Origin of the sequence: Pseudomonas sp. LD120 (assembly GCF_009861525.1) — a bacterium.
Lineage (GTDB): Bacteria > Pseudomonadota > Gammaproteobacteria > Pseudomonadales > Pseudomonadaceae > Aquipseudomonas.
The window spans coordinates 1592128-1611055 of record NZ_WVHL01000005.1; the positions used below are offsets into that span (position 1 = coordinate 1592128).

Sequence of the window (18928 nt, forward strand, 5' to 3'; positions counted from 1 at the left end):
CGACTCAGGAAAAGCCCTGGCCGAGACTGAGTGCAAAGAGCAGGAAAAATTCTTGGAGATGGTTGGATCGAAATTCAACATCGTGTAGAGATTCTCAGTGACACAAGCAACACAGTGGCGCCACCTTAACCCTTTTTACTGAACGTGCCAATGGCCAGTGCAAAGGTTTCTCGGTTTTCGTGACTGGCGGCGGGTTATCCGTCGTCCAGGCCTTGAAAATCGTGGGATGGCACGAGAAAAACACCCCAGACTTTGAACCCGACCCCGCGCCCCGGTAAGATGCCGGACCGTTTTATTTCACCTCGTTATTTCAGGACACCCGCCATGAGCATCAAATCGGACAAGTGGATTCGCCGCATGGCGCAAGAGCACGGCATGATCGAGCCCTTCGTAGAGCGCCAGATGCGTGGCGAAGGCCCGGATCGGCTGATCTCCTTCGGTGTGTCGAGCTACGGCTACGACGTGCGTTGCGCTGATGAGTTCAAGGTGTTCACCAACATCAATTCGGCCACCGTCGATCCGAAGAACTTCGATGAAAAGAGTTTCGTCGACATCAAGAGCGACGTTTGCATCATTCCGCCGAACTCTTTCGCACTGGCCCGCACCGTCGAGTACTTCCGCATTCCGCGTAACGTTCTGACCATTTGTCTGGGCAAGAGCACCTATGCCCGTTGCGGCATCATCGTCAACGTGACCCCGCTGGAACCCGAGTGGGAAGGCCACGTGACTCTGGAGTTCTCCAACACCACCACCTTGCCGGCGAAGATTTACGCCAACGAAGGCGTGGCCCAGATGCTGTTTCTGGAGTCGGACGAGGAATGCGAAGTGTCCTACAAGGATCGCGGTGGTAAATATCAGGGCCAGCGCGGCGTGACCCTGCCACGTACCTGAGTTCGTCTGTCTGACGAACAGCGGGAATTCCTGAGCCGACGGGCACTCTATTGAGTGTCCTTCCGGTACGCGCAAGGTGTGCCGGGCACCGCTCAGGAGCGCCCCCATGAAGATAGATCCGCGAATCAGCGCCACGTTGGCAAGGCTGGAACCCAATCAGGTTGGCGTACTGGCCTGGAGCCTGTTGGCGCATCCTCCCATCAGCATGGCAGGTGGCATTCCCGGTCAGCCTGACCCTGATTCCCCTCAACCCCTTGAACCCAGCGAACCTGGCGAACCGACCCTGCCGGACGAGCCGCCGCCCGCGCCTGTTGCCTGAGGTTCGTCAACCCATTGGACGGTGCCGCCCGCTGAGCCATGACCAAGCCAAGCGGGCGGGATGATTCGCGTCTACTTCAGGTTGCCGCTGAGGAACTGTTGCAGGCGCTCGCTTTTTGGGTTGCCCAGCACCTCTTCCGGAGCCCCTTGTTCTTCCACCAGGCCCTTGTGCAGAAAAAGCACCTGGCTTGATACGTTGCGCGCAAAACTCATCTCGTGGGTCACCATGAGCATGGTCCGACCTTCTTCTGCCAGGCCTTGAATCACTTTGAGCACCTCGCCCACCAGTTCCGGGTCCAGGGCTGAGGTGGGTTCGTCGAACAGCATGACTTCCGGTTCCATGGCCAATGCCCGGGCGATGGCCACCCGTTGCTGCTGGCCGCCGGACAAGAACGCCGGGTACTGATCGGCCACCCGGGCTGGCAGTCCGACCTTGTCCAGGTAACGTCGGGCCCGCTCTTCGGCTTCCTTGGCACTAACGCCCAATACCCGGCGCGGGGCCATGGTGATGTTCTCCAGCACCGTCATGTGGCTCCATAGGTTGAAATGCTGGAACACCATTGCCAGGCGAGTACGAATCCGCTGCAGCTCGGCAGGATCGGCCACATGCATGCCGTGGCGGTCGCTGACCATGCGGATTGGCTGGCCATCCAGGGTCATGCTGACGTCATCGGGGATTTCGAGAAAGTTGATGCAGCGCAGGAACGTGCTTTTACCTGAACCACTGGCGCCGATCAGGCTGATGACGTCGCCGGTCTTGGCCTTGAGGGACACACCTTTGAGCACTTGATTGTCGCCATAGCATTTGTGCAGGCCTTCAACGGTCAGTTTGTACATGGGACATGCATCCTCAAGGCGAAAGTAGATAACCGCTGCGATAGGCTTCGCGGCCGGCGATATGGGCGATCACCATGCCGGCGGTGGCCATGCGTCGCAGCGAGCGGGCATACAGGAGCCCGGCGTTGTTGCAATGGATAGGGGTGACCCGGTCGTGGATCGGGTCGATGATTTCAGCCACCAATTGTCCGGCTTCGAGGTAGTTCCCTGGCTGCACGCAGAACACCAGCAGCCCGCCCACCGGCGTTGCTACCGGTTCGACCCCCGCCAGCGGCGTGGCCGGGAAGGGTAGTTCAGGCAAGGGCGGCGCCTCTGCGGCGATGGCACCGAAACGGGTCAGGTAGTCCAGCATGGCCTGGCAATCGAGGCGTGCCAGACGGTGATTGACGTCGCCCTGGCCTCGCAGCTCGACGGTAGCTGCAAAGCTGCCCGTGGGAATGCTGAAGTGTTCGCCGAAGCGTTGTTGCAGTTGCCACCACAGCAGGCTGAAGCACTCGTCGAACGACCAGGCTGCAGAATCGGTGGCCAGCAGGCAGGCTTGGGCGCCGATGTAGCGGGCCAGCGGCTCCACTTGGGGCCATGCTTCGGGCGTGGTGTACAGGTGGGCCACGGCTTCGAAGTCGCAGTGCAGATCCAGCACCATGTCGGCGTCACAGGCCAGCCGTTGCAGGGTCAGGCGCAAAGACTGCAATTGCGTATCCGGCTGCTGGCGGGTGAGGGCGTCGGCCAAGTGGCGGCGGACCAGTTCCAGGTTGTGCTGGGCATCGTCGGTCAGCAAGCCATCGATGGCGTTGCCGACTTCGTCGCTGAGGTCGACGAAGCCGCGATTGAAGTTCTGAGCACTTTCCAATTGATAGCGGCCCAGGGGCACGTCCATCAGAACCTGTTCAAGGCCCACCGGATTGGCCACCGGCACCAGGACAATTTGGTAGCGCAAGCGTCCGGCGGCTTCCAGCTCCGCCAGACGTTGCTTGAGGTGCCAGGCCACCAGCATGCCGGGCATTTCATCGGCATGCAGGGAGGATTGGATGTAAATCTTGCCGGCGGCCTCGGCGGGGCCGAAGTGAAAGCTGTGGACCTGCCGCGCGGTGCCCGGTAACGGGGCGAGCAGGTCGTGAATCTCATGGCGCATGGACGATTTTCCTGCAACAAGTCCTAATGGGTTGGCCCGAGGAAAGCCAGCCAGCGGCGTTCAGCGAGGCGGAACAGGCCCACCAGGGTGAACGTCACGCACAAGTAGATGACGGCGGCGATGCCGAACGACTGAAAGGTCAGGAACGTCGCCGAATTGGCGTCCCGGGCAATTTTCAGGATGTCGGGGACGGTCGCCGTGAAGGCCACGGTGGTGGAGTGCAGCATCAAGATCACTTCATTGCTGTAATAGGGTAATGAGCGCCGCAGGGCCGAGGGCATGATCACGTAGGCATAGAGTTTCCAGCCGCTCAAACCGTACGCCTTGGCTGCTTCCACTTCACCGTGGGCCATGCTGCGGATCGCCCCGGCGAAAATCTCCGTGGTGTAGGCGCAGGTATTGAGGGCGAAGGTGAGGATGGTGCAGTTCATCGCGTCACGGAAGAACGCGTTCAGCAGCGGTTGCTCACGAACCGCAGCGATGCTGTAGATCCCGGTGTAGCAGATCAGCAGTTGGATATAGAGCGGGGTGCCGCGGAACAGGTAGGTGTAGAACTGCACCGGCCAGCGGATGTAGCACTTGGGCGATACCCGGGCGATGGACAGCGGGATCGACACCAGAAAGCCAATGCAGATCGAGGCGCTGAGCAACCACATCGTCATGGCCAGCCCGGTCATGTGGTAGCCGTCGCTGTAGAGGAAGGGACGCCAGTATTCCTGTAGGAGTTCGATCATCGCACGGCCTCCCGGGCGCCTGCGGCGTAACGCCGTTCCAGCTTGCGCAGGACAAGGTTGGAAGCGCTGGTGATCAGCAGGTAGATCAGCGCCGCCAGCACCAGGAAGTAGAACAGTTGGTAGGTGCTTTTACCGGCGTCCTGGGCCGCCTTGACCAAGTCGGCCAGGCCGATGATCGACACCAGTGCCGTGGCCTTGAGCATCACCATCCAGTTGTTGCCGATGCCTGGCAGGGCGAAGCGCATCATCTGTGGGAAGACTACGAAGCGAAAGCGTTGGCCGCGTTTGAGGCCGTAGGCGGTGGCAGCTTCGACCTGGCCTCGGGGCACGGCGAGGATCGCGCCCCGGAAGGTTTCGGTGAAATAGGCGCCATAAATGAAGCCTAGGGTGATCACCCCGGCGCTAAAGGGGTTGATCTCGATGTAGTCCCACTCCATGAAGTCGGTGAAGGAAGTCAGCCAGGTTTGCAGGCTGTAGAAAATCAGCAGCATCAATACCAGGTCCGGCACCCCGCGGATCAGGGTGGTGTAGAGCTGGGCCGGCACCCGCAGCAGGGCCAGGCTGGAGAGTTTGGCGCTGGCGCCGAGCAGACCGAGCAAAACGCTGACCAAGAGCGACAACACCGATAACTTGATGGTCATCCAGGTACCTTCCAGCAGCAGCGGGCCGAAACCCTTCAGGCTGAAAGCGGAAAGTCCTAGGTTTGTTAGAAGTTCTTCAAGCATTGATCAGTGACCTGTGGCGATAAAAAAAGCGCCCATCAAGGATGGGCGCCGGCAGGTTATTTACCGCTGTAGAGGTTCAGCTCACCGAAGTGCTTTTTCTGGATGGTGGCGTAGGTGCCATCATCGTGTAACGCTTTGATACCTTTATCCAAGAGTGCTTTCAGCGCTTTGTTACCTTTTGAGATACCTATTGCATTCTTGGATGGCAGCAGGGGATCGTCCACTGGCTGGCTGACCTCGTAGTCAGCGCCTTGCGGCGATTTGAGGAAGCCCAATTCGGCTTGCAGCATGTCCTGGATCGAAGCATCGAGGCGCCCGGAGGTCAGGTCGGCATAGACCTGGTCCTGGTTTTGATAGGCCTGAGTCTTCACGCCCGCCTTGTCCAGCACCGCCTTGGCGTAGGCCTCTTGAATGGTGCCTTGCTCGTAGCCGACGGTCTTGCCCTTGAGCGAGGCGGTGTCGGCGCTCAGGCCGGAGCCTTTTTTGAACACGAAGGAAGTGGGGCCGGAGAACAGTTCGCTGGAAAAGTCGATGACTTTTTCGCGGGCCGGGGTGACGGTCATGGAGGAGATCACACCGTCGAACTTGTTGGCTTTCAGGCCGGGAATCATGCCGTCGAAGTCACTTTCGACCCATTTGCACTTGACCTTCAGCTCGGCGCAGATGGCGTTGCCCAGGTCGATGTCGAAGCCCACCAGGCTGCCGTCGGCGGCTTTGGATTCAAATGGGGCGTAGGACGGATCGACGCCAAAGCGCAATTCCTTGTATTCCTTGGCCAGAGCGGAGCCGGCGGCCATGCAGAGAGCCAGTGCAGAAAGGGTCAGCAATGCTTTTTTCATTATTCAATCCCTAAAAACCAATATGAGCGCTTGTGGCGCATGAGTACTGTTACTGGAACGCATAAGACCTAATGAAAGTAGCAATTTCCGAACCACACTCCCGAACAAGCGTTTTAAAAGCGCTCGGCAATACGCGCGCAATGCTCTTCGCGCGCTGAAATGGCGCGCGATTCTGATCGCGCATCAATAGCGTGCGTGCGGCGTGGCAATGCATGAGAAGGCGGTGCAGGGCGGGTGTTGCCTGGCGCGCAGGGCCGCGGCGTGAGGCCCGAGGCTCAGGTTGTGCGGCCGGCCCGCTTGCACAGGGTGCACAAGCGGGGTTGCGGTGGTGCGTTACTTGCCGGGAGTCAGGGTCAGGCGGGTCCGGCCGTAGCTGCGCTCGAAGTTCTGCGGCTGTATCGGGAAACTCAGGTATTGGGCCCTGAGCCAGCCATTGATGCCGTTGGCGTAGTTCGGGCTGACCGGATTGCTGGACTGGCCGCTGCTGTTGAGGCCCATCAAGGGTTCGCTCAGCGCGAAGTCGACGATAAAGCGCAGGGTGGGCGTGTGGGTGATGGCAAAGTCCTGACCCCAGCGGTATGCGGCGCTGTTGATGGTGTTGTGGTCGCCACCGGCCTGCAATGGGCCGCGAATCGTCTGGCCGCGGCTGTTGCTCCATTGATAGTTGTGCAGCTTGCCCCATTGCCAGGTCCGACGGTCAGCTCCCAGTTGTTGCTCGCCGGAACGGACGGCGGCGGCCAGGCTGCGGGCGAGAATCGCCGGTTTGTCTTCTTTCTGCGCGGTGCGCGAGTCGTCCCAGAATGGGCTGTCTTCCTGTCCGAGCAGATGATCGGCCTGAGCTGAGTAGGCCAGCCCGGCGTTGTTGACCAGGGCTTGCCAAGGAGCGCCGGACTCGGGGCCCAGTTTGTCGAGGAAGATCTGCTTGGCGCTTTCCTGCAGGAACAGTTCATACAGCGCCGCATCGGCCGAGTTGGCGGAGACCTTGCCATCGAACGCCAACAAACGGCTGTAGGCCTCGCGGGCCTTGGCGCGGTCGGTATCGGGCAGGGCCTGGATGGCTTTTTTCAGTGGTTGGGCCATGCCCGGCGCCTCGAACATGTTCTTCAGCTTGGCGGCGAACAAGGTGTTTTGATCGTATTGCAGGGCGATCAGGCGGCGATTGTCCTGCTTGCCCTGGGACGCCAGTTGAGCGATGCGCTCAGCGCGCTCGGGGGCCGACCAGGAGTTGGACAATTGCATGCCATAGCCGCGAGAAATCACTCGCTGGTTAGCGGTGGCGATCCAGCCTTGCACTGGGTCCTGGTCATAAGGGTGGAGCATCGGATCGGCATATCCGTCCCAGTCGTAACGACCCTCCCAGCCGGGAGAAGGCAGCAGGCCCTGGCCTTCGCGGCGGTTGGGGAAACGGCCGGTGACCTGCCAGCCGATATGGCCGGCATCGGCGAAGACCATGTTCAGGGCGATGGCGCGGATTTCCCGGCTGGCGTCTGAGGCTTGCTCGACGCTCTGTGCCCGGGACAGATCGAAGAATGCGTCCAGGGTCTTGTCGTTCTTGAGTTCTGGTGTCTGTAGGGCCAAGCCGTAGCCGTTCGCCAGCGCGGTACTTTGAGACACACCCAAAGCACTGTTGAGCAGTGGTCCGTGTCGGGTTTCGTACACCGCTTCGCGAATCGGCCGCTGGCCTTTGACGAAGTAGGTTTCGTTACGCACGGTCAGCGGCTGCCACTTGCCGTTGTTCAGGTAATACAGGGCATTGCCCTGGCGTTTGAGTTTCTCCAGAAACAGGTCCTGGTTGTCGCCCATCACCGAGCTCAGGCTCCAGGCCACCTTGCCATTGAAGCCTTGGAGAATCGCGGGCAGGCCGGCAATTGAAGCACCGGCGGCCTGGTACTTGGGCGCACGGATCTGTACGTAATGCCAGGCCTCCAGGTGACTGTCGGATGCCAGCAGGCTGCGGCCGCTGCGGCTGTGTTGAGGGGCGATGGCCAGGTTGCTGCCGCCGCTCGTACCCAGGCTATTGAGGTGCGCCAACTGGTTGGCGGCGCGACTGACTTCGTTCAAACCGGGGATGTTGAGGTTAAGGCCCTTGAGCTTGTCGGCTTCGGCCAGGGGCAGCGGTTCATCCGGGTAACTCGGGAGCAGCCACGGCAGACGGTCGCTGCCGACCTTCTGCGCGAGCACCAGGGCGTTGATTTCTTCGAGCAGGTTGGCGGACTGGCCGAAGTCCAGCAGGCAGAAAATCAGTGCTGAATCTTCAGGCTTCCAGTATTCGGGGGTGTAATCGTGGGCCGCGAGGTCCGGCGGCAGCTTGTCGCGGTAGCGGAACAAGTAGGCATTGACGCCCCGGGCATAGACCTCGAAGAAGCGCTTGATCCGCGGCGAAGAAGCTTTGTACAGCTGGTCGGCGCTGTGCTTCAGGTTGACCGCGCGCATCAAACGGTCGACGTCCAGCGCCTCGGCGCCGGACATCTCGGCCAGGCGACCCTGGGCCAGTAGACGCAGGGTCACCATCTGGCCAATGCGGTCGCTGGCATGCACATAGCCCAGGGTGAACAGCGCATCGTGGAAGCTGTTGCTTTCGATCAGCGGCACACCGACCGGGTTGCGCCGCACCGACACATTTTGCGCCAAGCCTTTGAGGGGGTGCACGCCAGAGGTGGGGGGCAAGCTGTTTTGGGCATTCCAGGACTGGCAACCGGCCAGGCTGAGAGCGCCGGCCACTGCCGCGGCAACGCCGAACCGGGGAAGAAAATGTGAGAGGGCTGGCGAGGCCATGGCAAAGCTCCTGCGGGGGGGTAGCGTCGATAAAGGCGCTACGTTAGTGAGCGGGCGAGTGCCGCGCAAGCAGGCGCCTGGGTATTTGTCGACTGGCCGCGCAAATAGTCGGCGCCCAAAGCCAATCCTCCCAGTTTCAGGTGCCATGGCTTGCCCGTAGCAGTCGTAAATGCTCAAGTGAGCGACTTCCCACGAGCACTTCTCAAGAGACCCTTCATATGTTGATTGCGCCCAATACCGCGCTGATCCTTATTGATCAGCAACAAGGCATCCTGCATCCCCGGCTTGGACCACGGAACAACCCCAAGGCTGAGCAGCGGATGCTCGAATTACTGGCCCACTGGCGTCTGCGGGGCTGGCCGGTGATCCATGTGCAGCACTTGTCGCGCTCAAGGGATTCGGTGTTTTGGCCGGGGCAGGCGGGCGTGGAGTTTCAACCGGACTTTGCGCCGCAGGCAGGCGAATGGCTGGTTCAGAAGCAAGTGCCGGATGCGTTTTGTGGTCATTCACTGAACGCGGACTTACGCCGCAAGGGGATCGAGCATCTGGTGATTGCGGGCGTGGCCACTAACAACTCGGTGGAGTCGACAGCGCGGACCGCGGGCAATCTGGGGTTCAACGTGTGGGTGGTGGCGGACGCTTGTTACACCTTCGACAAGCCCGACTTTGCCGGTCGGGCTCGTAGCGCTGAAGAGGTGCATGCCATGTCACTGGCCAACCTGCATGGCGAATACGCCACGGTGCTGACTCTGGCGCAGTTGCTGTAGGCGCCTTGCCTGCGTCGCTGCGTTGCCAGGTCGCTTCAGGCTCGGATCAAGCGCCGTGGCACTTCTTGAACTTCTTGCTGCTGCCACATGGGCAAGGATCGTTGCGGCCAACGTCTTTCAGTGCGTTGCGTACCGGCTCCTGGTGAGCGTGGTTGCAATGCGGACCGTGAACATGGCCATGGTCGTGATCGTGGTGGTCATGATCGTGGTTGCAGTCGGGGCCATGGACATGAGGTTGCTGGGTCATTACGGGTTACTCCGGGATAAAATCGCCGGGAATTATCACGCCATTACGCTTGAGGTGCACGTCCTTGCCGATGAATAAGCCGATTTCCAGTTCACCTTCCAGGCGATAGGGAATTGGTCGCTCGGGTTTGCGCAGCAGTTTCACCACATCGCGGATCTGCGGCCACAGGTTGGTTCGCACTGGCACGTTGAAGTAACCGCTACTGTGGGGCGTGACGGTGAACCAGTGCTCATGCTCGCCGTCGCTGAGCAGGAACCGATCCAGGTAGATCCGATAGATCAGGCGGCGCACCGTCAGATCGCTGTCATTGGGGTTGTCTACCCGCAGGCGCAGGGTGAAACGCTGCTCCAGCAGGTTGGCCTTGATCACCTCGACCTTAACCAGGTGCACCTCAGGATCGAGTTGCTCGGTGGTGAACCAGGACGCGCAGCCCGACAGGCTCAGCAGGCCGAGCAGGCAGAGGGTGGGTAGCAGGCGCAGCGCACCGATCATTGCAAGACTCCATTTGAATCCCCGGTGCCCGTCCTGGGCTTGAGGGTGATCGCGGCGAGCGAGGGCTCAGAGGGTGAAGTAGCTGGCGCAGCACTTCTTGAATTTATGCCCGCTGCCACAGGGGCAGGCATCATTGCGTCCAGCCTTGAGGGGCACCGTGGGGTCGATGAAGTACCACTGTTCCTGGTTCTGCACGAAGGATGAACGCTCGCGGTGGCTGTGTTCGCCCTGGCTATCGTGCCAGCGCACGGTGAAGGTGACGAAGGCATGTTCGGGCTGGCCGCCGAAGACTTCCGCGCTTTCCACTTGCAGCCCCAGCCAGGTGCTTTGCGCGCTCCAGTCACTGATGGACTGGCGATCCAGCCCCGCCTGCTGCACTGGCAGCGTGGTTGCCAGCAAGTAGTCTACGTGCCCTAGCACATAGGCGCTGTAGCGCGAGCGCATCAGGGCTTCGGCGCTGGGCGCAGGATGGCCGGCATGGTAATGGCCGCAGCAGGCGTCCAGCAGGTTGCCGCTGCCGCAGGGACAAATCGAGGCGCTCATCGTCTTACCACCAATACTTTCCAAAGTTTTCCGGGTTCGCCCAGAAGCGTGAATTGAGCCAGTCAGGTACTTGTTTGTAGTCAAGCAGGTCATAGGTGAACAGGGTCAGTACCTGCTCGTCCCGCTGGAAGCGTTCGCTGGCTTGCAGGGCCAGGGAGAAAAAGTCGGTTTCTTGCCAACCGCAGGCGGACAAGTCGGCCAGCACCGCAATCCGGCTGGCGTTGAGGTTGCGAATCCCTCCCAGCAGGTTCAGACCATCACGCTTGGGCAGATGTTCCAGGCAATCCACCGCCAGGGCCAGGTCAAAACGTCGCGCTGCCAGTGCTGCCGGCAGTGGGCCCGGCGCGGCTTGGGCCACCTGGGTCTCAGGATGAGCAGCCTTGAATGCGGCCAGGGCCGGGAAGTCGCTGGCACCGATCAACAGCAGTTGTGCTGGGGCATAACGATCCAGTAGGGCTGCCAGGGCTTGTTGGGGCGTGCGGGTAGACATGTCGGCGCTCATCGTCGCTCCTCGATCAGAACGCTAAAGACTAGCGCGCCGGCATCGCCGGGCCTAGAGCGGTTCACCACTTAATTGCGCGACCTTCCCGTATTTACTGGGGAAAACCGAGGGTGGCCCTTTGCTGGCGGAGATCAATGGCGGGGTCTTTACTCCCTCAATCGGCTGTGAGCCGATCCCACAGGAGAAATCAGATGAGCATCATTCGGACGGCAGTACCCTTGGTTCTAATAGCCAGTGTGTTGACGGGCTGTGCAGGTTTGCAGAAAACCGACTGGCCGACATGCGCGGCGGTCGGTGGCGTGACGGGCGCGGCACTGGGAGCTACTGAAAGCTCCTCGTGGGCGGGTGGTGGTGCGTTATTGGTGGGAGGCCTGGCAGGCGCATATTGCTGGGTGCATGGCGATGGCGACGAGGACGGTGATGGCGTGCTGGACAGTCGTGATAAATGCCCGCATACCCCGAGAGGCGTGCAAGTCGATGCCAACGGCTGCCCGCCACCGCCACCCATGGTTGAAGAGGTGGTCGTGGTCAAGGAAGAAACCATCGTTATTCGCGATGTGCACTTCCAGTTCGACTCGGCCAAGTTGACCGAGGCTGACAAGTCCAAACTCAACACCATTGTGACTCGCCTGAAACAGGAAGCCTCAAGCGTTCAACTGCGCGTGACCGGCCACACCGACAGCGTCGGCAGTGCTGCCTACAACCAGACACTCTCGGACAAGCGTGCGCACTCGGTGGTGGATTACCTGGTCAGCAACGGTATTGCTCGCAGCAGCTTCGTTTCGGTGACCGGTGCCGGTGAAAGCCAGCCGGTGGCGGATAATAAAACCGCCGAGGGCCGGGCCATGAACCGTCGCACGGAGATTCAGATCAACCGCTAAAGTCCTTTGCCGGCGCGGCTTGTACAGCCGCGTATGGCAGTCTTTACTCCTGTGTGACCGGTCTTTCCGGTAACACAGGAGCATTCACGATGAATCATCTCCCTCGAGTCGCGTTCTCGGTCCTGCTGCTCAGCAGTCTGCTGACAGGTTGCGCGACTCACAGTGATGGCAGCGCCCCCCTCAATCAACGCACCTGGCCGCTTTGCAGCTTGCTTGGCGGGCTTGCCGGTGGTGGTCTCGGGGCGATCGAAAGCGGTAGCTGGGCCGCGGGTGGCGCGGCCTTGGGATTGATCGGCGGCGGTTTGATCTGTTACGCCCAGGACGGTGACGAAGATGCTGATGGGGTGTTCGATCGCCGTGATCGCTGCCCTGATACGCCGGCCAATACCCCCGTGGACAATCGGGGTTGCCCGATGCCCCAGTACCCGGTGTCCCAGGCACCGGAGCCGGTAGCTGAACCGGCCACGGAAGTGATCACCTTGAGTGATCAGGGGCATGTGCTGTTCGCGTTTGACTCGTCGCAACTGACCGTCGAGGCACGTACCCAGCTGCAGGCACTGTTACCCAAGTTGGCAGCGGCCGATGTGCTGAGTGTCAAGGTCATCGGTCATACCGACAGTCAGGGCAGCGATGGCTATAACCAGAAACTCTCTGAGCGTCGCGCCAGCAGTGTTGCGGCCTTCCTCCTTGAACAGGGGCTGGCGGCGGACAAAGTCAGTAGCCAGGGGCAGGGTGAAAGCCAGCCCGTAGCCGACAACGACAGCGAACAGGGGCGGGCGCAGAACCGCCGTGTAGAGCTGTTGATTCAGCGTTGAACAGTCGTCCCGGGTCGGTGATTCTCGCCGGCCCGGTGGCTGAACGGTCGCCTTGGGAAGAATTTTCATCCCCCTCTGGCTTATCCCCGGGATAAGTCGCTACTGTGCGCACAAAGAATAATTCACGAGGGGGGCGTATGAAGGTCTTATGGGGGCTAGGTCAGTGTCTGACCTTGGTATTTTGGCTGGTGGTGCTGATCAACCTGGCCATGCCGTTGATCAATCCGCTGCATCTACTGGTCAATCTGGCGGGCAGCCTGTTGCTGCTCACCCATTTGCTGGAGTTGCTGCTGTTCAATGGCCGTCTCAAAGGCCGGGCGCATCCTTGGCGTGATCGCTGGCACATTCTCCTGGTGGGCATCTTCCACCTGCAAACCCTTCCTGCTCCTGATCTTGTCGAGGCCGATCATGCGTAAGCTCTGCCTGTTGGCCCTGTTGTGCAGTCCCCTGGCCGTGGCCCAGGTGGTCAAGGTCGACGCCAACTCGCTCATGCGTTTGCCCAATACCGCCAGCACCCTACAACTGGAGCGTCTGGACGTGGCCGATTACGGCACGTTGCTGATTCCGGGCAATGTCACCGAGCTCAAGGTCGACGATTTGCACTTGGGGCGTGAAGCGCGGATTGCCATCGTGCCCACCCAGCACAGTCTGCAACTGATTGTTCAGCGCGCGCAGTTGGAAGCGGGCAGTCAAATCACCGCACGCGGTGCGCCAGGCACTTATCAGAAGGCCGCCAAGCCTGGCCGCGATCTGAATCTGCGCATTGAATCGCTGCAAGCCCAGGAACTTTCGGTAGATGCCCGTGGCGGCACCGGTGCGCCCGGTTACGTTGGTCTCGACGGGGCCAATGGTCAGGAGCCTGGCTGTGCTTGGGGGCAGGCTGGGCGTGGCGCCGATGGCGACAATGGCGGTGACGGTCGGCCGGGAGCCTCGGGGGCTCATGTGCGCTTGGAATTGCCCCGTGACTTCCCCGACGAGCAGATCAAGGTCTGGGTCGAGGGCGGCGCTGGCGGTCTGGCCGGTGCCGGTGGCAAGCCTGGGGCTGGGGGTAAGTCCAAGGGCTGCCTGATCTACCGGGCTGACGGAGGCAAGAGCGGACGCCCAGGCGCTAATGGGCAACCTGGGCCAGCAGGAGAAGCGGGTTCGCTGACGGTGCAGCGTTTGTAGTGAGGCTTTTGGTCGAGTGACGGTTGTTCTCCCACCGCCCGCTCTTGTCGCGGGCGGTGGCTTTTAGAAAAGCGGTCGGGCCGAAGCCAGGGCTACCACCAGCAGGCCGATGATCAGGTTGATGCCCACCAGACGACGGATTTTGCCCAGCGTCGCCGCGCCCTCCGGCCAGTCTTCAGCCGTCACCGCTTGCTGCAACTGCGGCAGTTGCAGGGCCTGGATGCGGATGAACAGCGCGGTCATGACCAGATACAAACCCATCATTATCTGCACATACCGTGGCGCGCTTTCAAAGCCATTGAAGCGCAGGTGCAACAGGCCGATACCGCTGATCGGCAACAGCACCACTGCAGCCCAGACCCAGATGAAAAAACGCGGAAACACCTGCGCCCAGAGCTTCAGCCGCGCCGGTCCTTCAAGGGCGGCCACGGCCGCCGGACGCAGGACGATCCAGGCGAAGAACATGCCACCGACCCAGACCAGGGCGGCCAGCACATGCAAGGTGTAAGCGAGGGCGAAAGCGGTCATTGGGGTACTCCGTTCTGCGCGACATGAATTAGCGGGGTATGATAGCGGCCGATTCGAACCACTGAAAATTTATCCAGCGTTTTGTGCGCCCGAAAAACCATGATCAGCAACGAACTCAAAACCACGATCCAGGGCGCCTATTCGCGTTTTCTCGAAGCCAAGAGCCTCAAGCCGCGTTACGGCCAGCGCCTGATGATCGCCGAGGTGGCCAAGGTCCTGGGTGACATCGACACCGACGACGAAGGCCGGCGCAGTGGCGACCCGGCGGTGGTCGCGGTGGAAGCCGGCACCGGCACCGGCAAGACTGTGGCCTACAGCCTGGCGGCGATTCCCACGGCCAAGGCCGCCGGCAAGCGCCTGGTGATCGCCACCGCCACCGTCGCCCTGCAAGAACAGATCGTCTACAAGGACTTGCCGGACCTGATGCGCAACAGCGGGCTGAACTTCAGCTTCTCCCTGGCCAAGGGCCGCGGGCGCTATATGTGCTTGTCCAAGCTCGACATGCTGCTCCAGGAAGGCCATGCCCAGACCGCCACGGCCCAACTGTTCGAGGAGGAAGGCTTCAAGATCGAAGTGGATGAAGCCAGCCAGAAGCTGTTCACCAGCATGATCGAGAAGCTCGCCGGGAATAAATGGGACGGCGACCGCGACAGCTGGCCCACGGCCCTGGAAGACGCCGACTGGGCACGCCTGACCACCGACCATAGCCAGTGCACCAACCGCCATTGCCCGAACTTCGGCCAGTGCGCCTTCTATAAGGCCCGCGAAGGCATGGGCAAGGTGGACGTGATCGTCACCAACCACGACATGGTCCTGGCCGACCTGGCCTTGGGCGGCGGCGCCGTGCTGCCGGACCCGCGTGACACTCTGTATGTGTTCGACGAAGGTCACCATCTGCCGGACAAGGCCATCGGCCACTTTGCCCATTACACGCGGCTGCGCTCCACCGCCGACTGGCTGGAGCAGACCGCCAAGAACCTCACCAAACTGCTGGCCCAGCATCCGCTGCCTGGGGACCTGGGGCGCCTGATCGAGCAGGTGCCGGAGCTGGCGCGGGAGATCAAGACCCAGCAGCAGTTTATGTTCAGCGCCTGCGAGCAGATCGCCGACTTCAAGACCGGCGAAGACATGGAAGGCCGCGAACGGCCACGTCATCGCTTCGTCGGCGGGCTGATCCCCGAGCACATGCGCGAGATGGGCATCGAGCTGAAGAAGGGCTTCTCCCGTCTTACTGACCTGTTCACCCGCCTCACCGAGCTGCTCAAGGAAGGCATGGATGGCGAGGTCAACATCGGCATCGCCAGCAACCAGGCTGAAGAGTGGTACCCGCTGTTCGGCAGTCTGCTGGCGCGGGCTTCGGGCAACTGGGAGCTGTGGACCGCATTCACCGTCGAGGACCCGGAAGACAACCCGCCCATGGCCCGCTGGCTGACCCTGGCCGAGAGTGGCTCGCTGTTCGACATCGAGGTCAACGCCAGCCCGATCCTCGCCGCGGAGATGCTCCGGCGCAATCTGTGGAACGTGGCCTACGGCGCTCTGGTGACCTCGGCGACCCTGACCGCCCTGGGGACCTTCGACCGTTTCCGCATGCGCGCCGGCCTGCCGAAGAAAGCCGTGACCGCCGTGGTGCCGAGCCCCTTCCACCACGCCGATGCTGGGGTGCTGCGAGTGCCCGACCTGCGGGCCGACCCGCGCGATGCGCCGGCGCATACCGCGGCGATCATCCGTGACCTGCCGCAACTGGTGGAAGGTTCCCGCGGCACCCTGGTGCTGTTCTCCTCGCGCAAACAGATGCAGGACGTGTTCGACGGCCTGGATCGCGACTGGCGCAAGCAGGTGTTCATCCAGGGCAACCTGTCCAAGCAGGAGACCCTGAACAAGCATAAGGCCCGGGTCGACGGTGGCGATTCCAGCGTGTTGTTCGGTCTGGCGAGTTTTGCCGAAGGCGTGGACTTGCCGGGCGCCTATTGTGAACACGTGGTGATCGCCAAAATCCCGTTCTCGGTGCCGGACGATCCGGTGGAAGCGGCCCTGGCGGAGTGGATCGAAGCCCGGGGCGGCAATCCGTTCATGGAAATCTCGGTGCCGGATGCGTCACTCAAACTGGTCCAGGCCTGTGGTCGCTTGCTGCGCACCGAACAGGACCGCGGCACCATCACCTTGCTGGACCGCCGTTTGGTCACCCAGCGTTACGGCAAGGCAATCCTCAATGCCTTGCCGCCATTTCGTCGAGAAATAGCTTAAGCGTGGCGCGCTGATGCGCGCTGTGCTGTCTACTTCATATCACTGCTTCAGCACCGGCCGTCTATCGGTCATTAGGGAGAGCCAGGTTCATATGATTCGCCGTTCGTTGCCCGCCGTACTTGCCCTGTTGTTTGCCGCGCCCCTGGTGGCGGCCCCTGCGGGACAACAGACGCTGTTCAACTTTGTCCGGCCTGCCGCTGTAGTGCAGGTGTCGACACAAGATGCCAGCTTGCCGCAGTCCAACGCGGAGCAAACGGCCGAAGGTGAAGTGTTGCGGCGGATCATTTTCAGTCCTACCACCAAGCCCAGTCTGAGCCTGACCCCGCAAAGCGGTGTCTGGGACTGGTCGCAGTCACAGATGATGAGCCTGCGTATCCAGAGCGCGATGAACTGGGCCCTGACCTTGTACGTGACCATTCAAAGCAACGACGGCAAGACCCTGGTCAGCCGCGTCGACTTGCCGGCTGGGCCGGCGCAGACCTTGTTGGTGCCTCTGGTGGCCAGCAGTCCGTTGAACCAGGGCATGAAGGCAGCGCCGCCGATGCCGATGAACGTGGATGGTCAGCGGATTCTGCTGGCCAGCAGCGAAGGGCAACTGGATCGCAGCCAAGTGGTGTCGGTGACCTTGTCCATGGATAGCCCCAAGGCGGCTCAGAGCATTCTTCTGGAGCGTTTTGGGGTGCAGGACGGTGAAGGCGTGATCAGGGCGGTCTATGGTGATCTGGTGGATGGCTACGGCCAGTCGACCCGAGCACGCTGGCCGGAAAAAATCAGCCGCGATGATCAGCTCAAAGCCGCTCAGGCCAAGGAGCAGCAACAGCTCAAAGGTTGGCTGAGCGAGCGTGAACAGGCCCCGTTGGATCCATTCGGCGGCTGGAACCAGGGCCCGAGTTTCAAGGCCAGTGGTTTTTTTCGCACGGAAAAACGCGATGGCCGCTGGTTTCTGGTGACTCCGCAAGGCCATCCGTTCTATTCCCTGGGGGTCAACACCGTGGCGCCTGACAACAGTCAGACCTATGTCGCGGGGCGCGAGTGGATGTTCGCGGATTTGCCCAAGGACGACCAACCCCTCGCGGCGTTTTACGGGGAAGGCGACCACCGTGGCGGCAACGGTGCCGACCGGGGGCGCGGCTATAACACCGGGCGTTGGTACGACTTCTACCGGGCCAACTTGCAGCGCACTTATGCCAGACCCTGCGCGGTCAGCGCCCAAGCCCCGGCCGAAGCGGGTGGCAGCGAGGCCCAGGCGGCGGTGCCGGCAGCGCCCTGTGCGGCGCCTGCATTTGATCAGAAACGCTGGATCGACCACACCCTGGACCGTTTGCAGGCCTGGGGCTTCAACACCATCGGTAACTGGAGCGCGCCGGCCCTGGGGCTTGCCGATCGGCTGCCCTACACCTTGCCACTGTCGATTGTGGGTGATTACGCCAGCATCAGCACGGGCAGCGACTGGTGGGGCGGCATGCCTGATCCATTCGACCCGCGCTTTGCCATGGCCACCGAGCGGGCCGTGGCCATTGCCGCTCGCGATCATCGCGATGACCCCTGGCTGATCGGTTACTTTGCCGACAACGAGCTGGCATGGGCCGGTCCCGGGGATGATCCGAAAGCCCGTTATGCCCTGGCTTATGGAACCTTGCGCCTGACCACCGACGTCCCCGCCAAGCGCGCCTTTCTCAAACAACTGCGGGACAAGTACCGTAATCAGGCCGGCCTGTCGAAAGCCTGGGGCATTGATCTGCCGGCATGGGAGTTGATGGAGGATCCAGGTTTCGAGCCGCCGTTGCCGAACCCTGAGCATCCGGAAATCGAAGCCGACTTCAAGCACTTCCAAAAGGTCTTCGCCGACACGTATTTCAAGACCATCGCCGATTCGCTGGAGTGGCACGCGCCCAACCACCTGCTGTTGGGGGGGCGCTTTGCCGTGAGCAACCCTGAAGCGATCGCCGCCTGCGCCCAGTACTGCGATGTACTGAGCTTCAACATGTACACACTCAAACCGCAGGACGGTCAGGACTTTGCGTACCTGCACAGCCTCGACAAACCGGTACTGGTGACCGAGTTCAACTTTGGCTCCCGGGATCGCGGCCCGTTCTGGGGCGGCGTGACTGAGCTGGCCCGGGAAGAGGATCGCGCTCCGGCCTACGCCAACTTCCTCAGGCAAGCGATCAGCGAACCGTCGATTGTCGGTGTGCACTGGTTTCAGTACCTCGATCAACCGGTGACCGGGCGTTTGCTGGACGGCGAAAACGGTCATTTCGGCCTGGTGGGCATTACCGATGTGCCATTCCATGGCTTTGTCGACAGCGTGCGTAAAAGCAACCTGCGGGCCATGGATCAGTTGGGCCGGCAAGCGCAAAAGGCCCGAGCCGAGGCGGAGCAGGTGATCGCGGCCGAGCAGGCCGCGAAAGAGCACGGCAAGGGGCCGGCGGACAACGGGCAGGAAGGTCATGCTGGTGGCCATGCCGCTAATGGTCATTGAGCCGCCCGA

The 18928-nt window shown here is 61.5% G+C and carries 20 protein-coding genes; 9 read left to right on the forward strand and 11 right to left on the reverse strand.

Features of this window, described 5'->3' with window-relative positions; genetic code table 11:
• The first annotated feature begins 324 nt into the window (after positions 1–324).
• Positions 325–891 (forward strand): dCTP deaminase, encoded by a 567-nt coding sequence (gene dcd, locus PLD_RS21600; protein WP_016965530.1) that lies wholly within the window; start codon positions 325–327, stop codon positions 889–891.
• Between the two features lie 106 nt (positions 892–997).
• Positions 998–1210 (forward strand): hypothetical protein, encoded by a 213-nt coding sequence (locus PLD_RS21605; RefSeq protein WP_159896298.1) that lies wholly within the window; start codon positions 998–1000, stop codon positions 1208–1210.
• A gap of 71 nt (positions 1211–1281) precedes the next feature.
• Here PLD_RS21605 and PLD_RS21610 read toward each other — a convergent pair whose 3' ends face one another.
• From PLD_RS21610 to PLD_RS21635, 6 genes are all read right to left on the reverse strand, one after another.
• Positions 1282–2046 (reverse strand): ABC transporter ATP-binding protein, encoded by a 765-nt coding sequence (locus PLD_RS21610; protein WP_159896300.1) that lies wholly within the window; start codon positions 2044–2046, stop codon positions 1282–1284.
• A 13-nt stretch (positions 2047–2059) separates the two neighbouring features.
• Positions 2060–3178 (reverse strand): succinylglutamate desuccinylase/aspartoacylase family protein, encoded by a 1119-nt coding sequence (locus PLD_RS21615; RefSeq protein WP_159896302.1) that lies wholly within the window; start codon positions 3176–3178, stop codon positions 2060–2062.
• A 23-nt stretch (positions 3179–3201) separates the two neighbouring features.
• Positions 3202–3912, reverse strand: a complete 711-nt coding sequence (locus tag PLD_RS21620; RefSeq protein WP_159896304.1) for an ABC transporter permease — start codon at positions 3910–3912, stop codon at positions 3202–3204.
• Positions 3909–4637 (reverse strand): ABC transporter permease, encoded by a 729-nt coding sequence (locus PLD_RS21625; RefSeq protein ID WP_159896306.1) that lies wholly within the window; start codon positions 4635–4637, stop codon positions 3909–3911. Before PLD_RS21625 ends, PLD_RS21620 begins: the two co-directional genes overlap by 4 nt.
• A gap of 56 nt (positions 4638–4693) precedes the next feature.
• Positions 4694–5476, reverse strand: a complete 783-nt coding sequence (locus PLD_RS21630; protein WP_159896308.1) for a transporter substrate-binding domain-containing protein — start codon at positions 5474–5476, stop codon at positions 4694–4696.
• Positions 5477–5809: 333 nt separating this feature from the next.
• Positions 5810–8251, reverse strand: a complete 2442-nt coding sequence (locus tag PLD_RS21635; protein WP_159896310.1) for a penicillin acylase family protein — start codon at positions 8249–8251, stop codon at positions 5810–5812.
• 218 nt (positions 8252–8469) lie between these two features.
• On the opposite strand from PLD_RS21635, the gene PLD_RS21640 reads away from it, so the two are divergent.
• Entirely contained in the window at positions 8470–9018 is a 549-nt protein-coding gene (locus tag PLD_RS21640; protein ID WP_159896312.1) for a cysteine hydrolase family protein, read from the forward strand.
• 46 nt (positions 9019–9064) lie between these two features.
• On the opposite strand, the gene PLD_RS21645 is transcribed toward PLD_RS21640, so the two are convergent.
• The 4 genes from PLD_RS21645 to PLD_RS21660 form a co-directional block, all read right to left on the reverse strand.
• Positions 9065–9265 carry an SEC-C metal-binding domain-containing protein gene (locus tag PLD_RS21645; protein ID WP_007923047.1) on the reverse strand — a complete coding sequence of 67 codons (201 nt, stop codon included), beginning with the start codon at positions 9263–9265 and terminating at the stop codon, positions 9065–9067.
• 6 nt (positions 9266–9271) lie between these two features.
• Positions 9272–9757 carry an LEA type 2 family protein gene (locus PLD_RS21650; protein ID WP_159896314.1) on the reverse strand — a complete coding sequence of 162 codons (486 nt, stop codon included), beginning with the start codon at positions 9755–9757 and terminating at the stop codon, positions 9272–9274.
• 66 nt (positions 9758–9823) lie between these two features.
• The gene (locus tag PLD_RS21655; RefSeq protein WP_159896316.1) at positions 9824–10300 is read right to left on the reverse strand and encodes a YchJ family protein; all 477 of its coding nucleotides are present in this window, start codon (positions 10298–10300) and stop codon (positions 9824–9826) included.
• A gap of 4 nt (positions 10301–10304) precedes the next feature.
• Entirely contained in the window at positions 10305–10802 is a 498-nt protein-coding gene (locus tag PLD_RS21660) for a DUF6231 family protein (RefSeq protein ID WP_159896318.1), read from the reverse strand.
• A 191-nt stretch (positions 10803–10993) separates the two neighbouring features.
• On the opposite strand from PLD_RS21660, the gene PLD_RS30955 reads away from it, so the two are divergent.
• From PLD_RS30955 to PLD_RS21680, 4 genes are all read left to right on the forward strand, one after another.
• The gene (locus PLD_RS30955; RefSeq protein ID WP_159896320.1) at positions 10994–11683 is read left to right on the forward strand and encodes an OmpA family protein; all 690 of its coding nucleotides are present in this window, start codon (positions 10994–10996) and stop codon (positions 11681–11683) included.
• An 89-nt stretch (positions 11684–11772) separates the two neighbouring features.
• On the forward strand, positions 11773–12498 hold the full coding sequence (locus PLD_RS21670; protein WP_159896322.1) for an OmpA family protein: 726 nt from the start codon (positions 11773–11775) through the stop codon (positions 12496–12498).
• A gap of 137 nt (positions 12499–12635) precedes the next feature.
• The gene (locus PLD_RS21675; RefSeq protein ID WP_159896324.1) at positions 12636–12914 is read left to right on the forward strand and encodes a DUF1145 domain-containing protein; all 279 of its coding nucleotides are present in this window, start codon (positions 12636–12638) and stop codon (positions 12912–12914) included.
• Positions 12907–13665 (forward strand): collagen-like protein, encoded by a 759-nt coding sequence (locus tag PLD_RS21680; RefSeq protein WP_159896326.1) that lies wholly within the window; start codon positions 12907–12909, stop codon positions 13663–13665. Before PLD_RS21675 ends, PLD_RS21680 begins: the two co-directional genes overlap by 8 nt.
• A gap of 63 nt (positions 13666–13728) precedes the next feature.
• Here PLD_RS21680 and PLD_RS21685 read toward each other — a convergent pair whose 3' ends face one another.
• Complete coding sequence (locus PLD_RS21685; protein WP_159896328.1) at positions 13729–14193, reverse strand: CopD family protein; 465 nt, start codon at positions 14191–14193, stop codon at positions 13729–13731.
• Between the two features lie 99 nt (positions 14194–14292).
• On the opposite strand from PLD_RS21685, the gene dinG reads away from it, so the two are divergent.
• Entirely contained in the window at positions 14293–16437 is a 2145-nt protein-coding gene (dinG, locus tag PLD_RS21690; protein ID WP_159896330.1) for an ATP-dependent DNA helicase DinG, read from the forward strand.
• A gap of 91 nt (positions 16438–16528) precedes the next feature.
• A complete protein-coding gene (locus PLD_RS21695) occupies positions 16529–18919 on the forward strand; it encodes a beta-galactosidase (protein WP_159896332.1) in 2391 nt (796 codons plus the stop codon).
• The last annotated feature ends 9 nt before the right edge of the window (positions 18920–18928 follow it).

Excerpts from the sequence above, each read along its gene's own strand:
- PLD_RS21620 (WP_159896304.1), bottom strand. The coding sequence starts at position 3,912 with ATGATCGAACTCCTACAGGAATACTGGCGTCCCTTCCTCTACAGCGAC.
- dcd (WP_016965530.1), top strand. The coding sequence starts at position 325 with ATGAGCATCAAATCGGACAAGTGGATTCGCCGCATGGCGCAAGAGCAC.
- PLD_RS21685 (WP_159896328.1), bottom strand. The coding sequence starts at position 14,193 with ATGACCGCTTTCGCCCTCGCTTACACCTTGCATGTGCTGGCCGCCCTG.
- PLD_RS21625 (WP_159896306.1), bottom strand. The coding sequence starts at position 4,637 with ATGCTTGAAGAACTTCTAACAAACCTAGGACTTTCCGCTTTCAGCCTG.
- PLD_RS21670 (WP_159896322.1), top strand. The coding sequence starts at position 11,773 with ATGAATCATCTCCCTCGAGTCGCGTTCTCGGTCCTGCTGCTCAGCAGT.
- PLD_RS21645 (WP_007923047.1), bottom strand. The coding sequence starts at position 9,265 with ATGACCCAGCAACCTCATGTCCATGGCCCCGACTGCAACCACGATCAT.
- PLD_RS21615 (WP_159896302.1), bottom strand. The coding sequence starts at position 3,178 with ATGCGCCATGAGATTCACGACCTGCTCGCCCCGTTACCGGGCACCGCG.
- PLD_RS30955 (WP_159896320.1), top strand. The coding sequence starts at position 10,994 with ATGAGCATCATTCGGACGGCAGTACCCTTGGTTCTAATAGCCAGTGTG.
- PLD_RS21650 (WP_159896314.1), bottom strand. The coding sequence starts at position 9,757 with ATGATCGGTGCGCTGCGCCTGCTACCCACCCTCTGCCTGCTCGGCCTG.
- PLD_RS21610 (WP_159896300.1), bottom strand. The coding sequence starts at position 2,046 with ATGTACAAACTGACCGTTGAAGGCCTGCACAAATGCTATGGCGACAAT.
- PLD_RS21635 (WP_159896310.1), bottom strand. The coding sequence starts at position 8,251 with ATGGCCTCGCCAGCCCTCTCACATTTTCTTCCCCGGTTCGGCGTTGCC.
- PLD_RS21695 (WP_159896332.1), top strand. The coding sequence starts at position 16,529 with ATGATTCGCCGTTCGTTGCCCGCCGTACTTGCCCTGTTGTTTGCCGCG.
- PLD_RS21630 (WP_159896308.1), bottom strand. The coding sequence starts at position 5,476 with ATGAAAAAAGCATTGCTGACCCTTTCTGCACTGGCTCTCTGCATGGCC.
- PLD_RS21640 (WP_159896312.1), top strand. The coding sequence starts at position 8,470 with ATGTTGATTGCGCCCAATACCGCGCTGATCCTTATTGATCAGCAACAA.
- PLD_RS21680 (WP_159896326.1), top strand. The coding sequence starts at position 12,907 with ATGCGTAAGCTCTGCCTGTTGGCCCTGTTGTGCAGTCCCCTGGCCGTG.
- PLD_RS21660 (WP_159896318.1), bottom strand. The coding sequence starts at position 10,802 with ATGAGCGCCGACATGTCTACCCGCACGCCCCAACAAGCCCTGGCAGCC.
- PLD_RS21655 (WP_159896316.1), bottom strand. The coding sequence starts at position 10,300 with ATGAGCGCCTCGATTTGTCCCTGCGGCAGCGGCAACCTGCTGGACGCC.
- PLD_RS21675 (WP_159896324.1), top strand. The coding sequence starts at position 12,636 with ATGAAGGTCTTATGGGGGCTAGGTCAGTGTCTGACCTTGGTATTTTGG.
- PLD_RS21605 (WP_159896298.1), top strand. The coding sequence starts at position 998 with ATGAAGATAGATCCGCGAATCAGCGCCACGTTGGCAAGGCTGGAACCC.
- dinG (WP_159896330.1), top strand. The coding sequence starts at position 14,293 with ATGATCAGCAACGAACTCAAAACCACGATCCAGGGCGCCTATTCGCGT.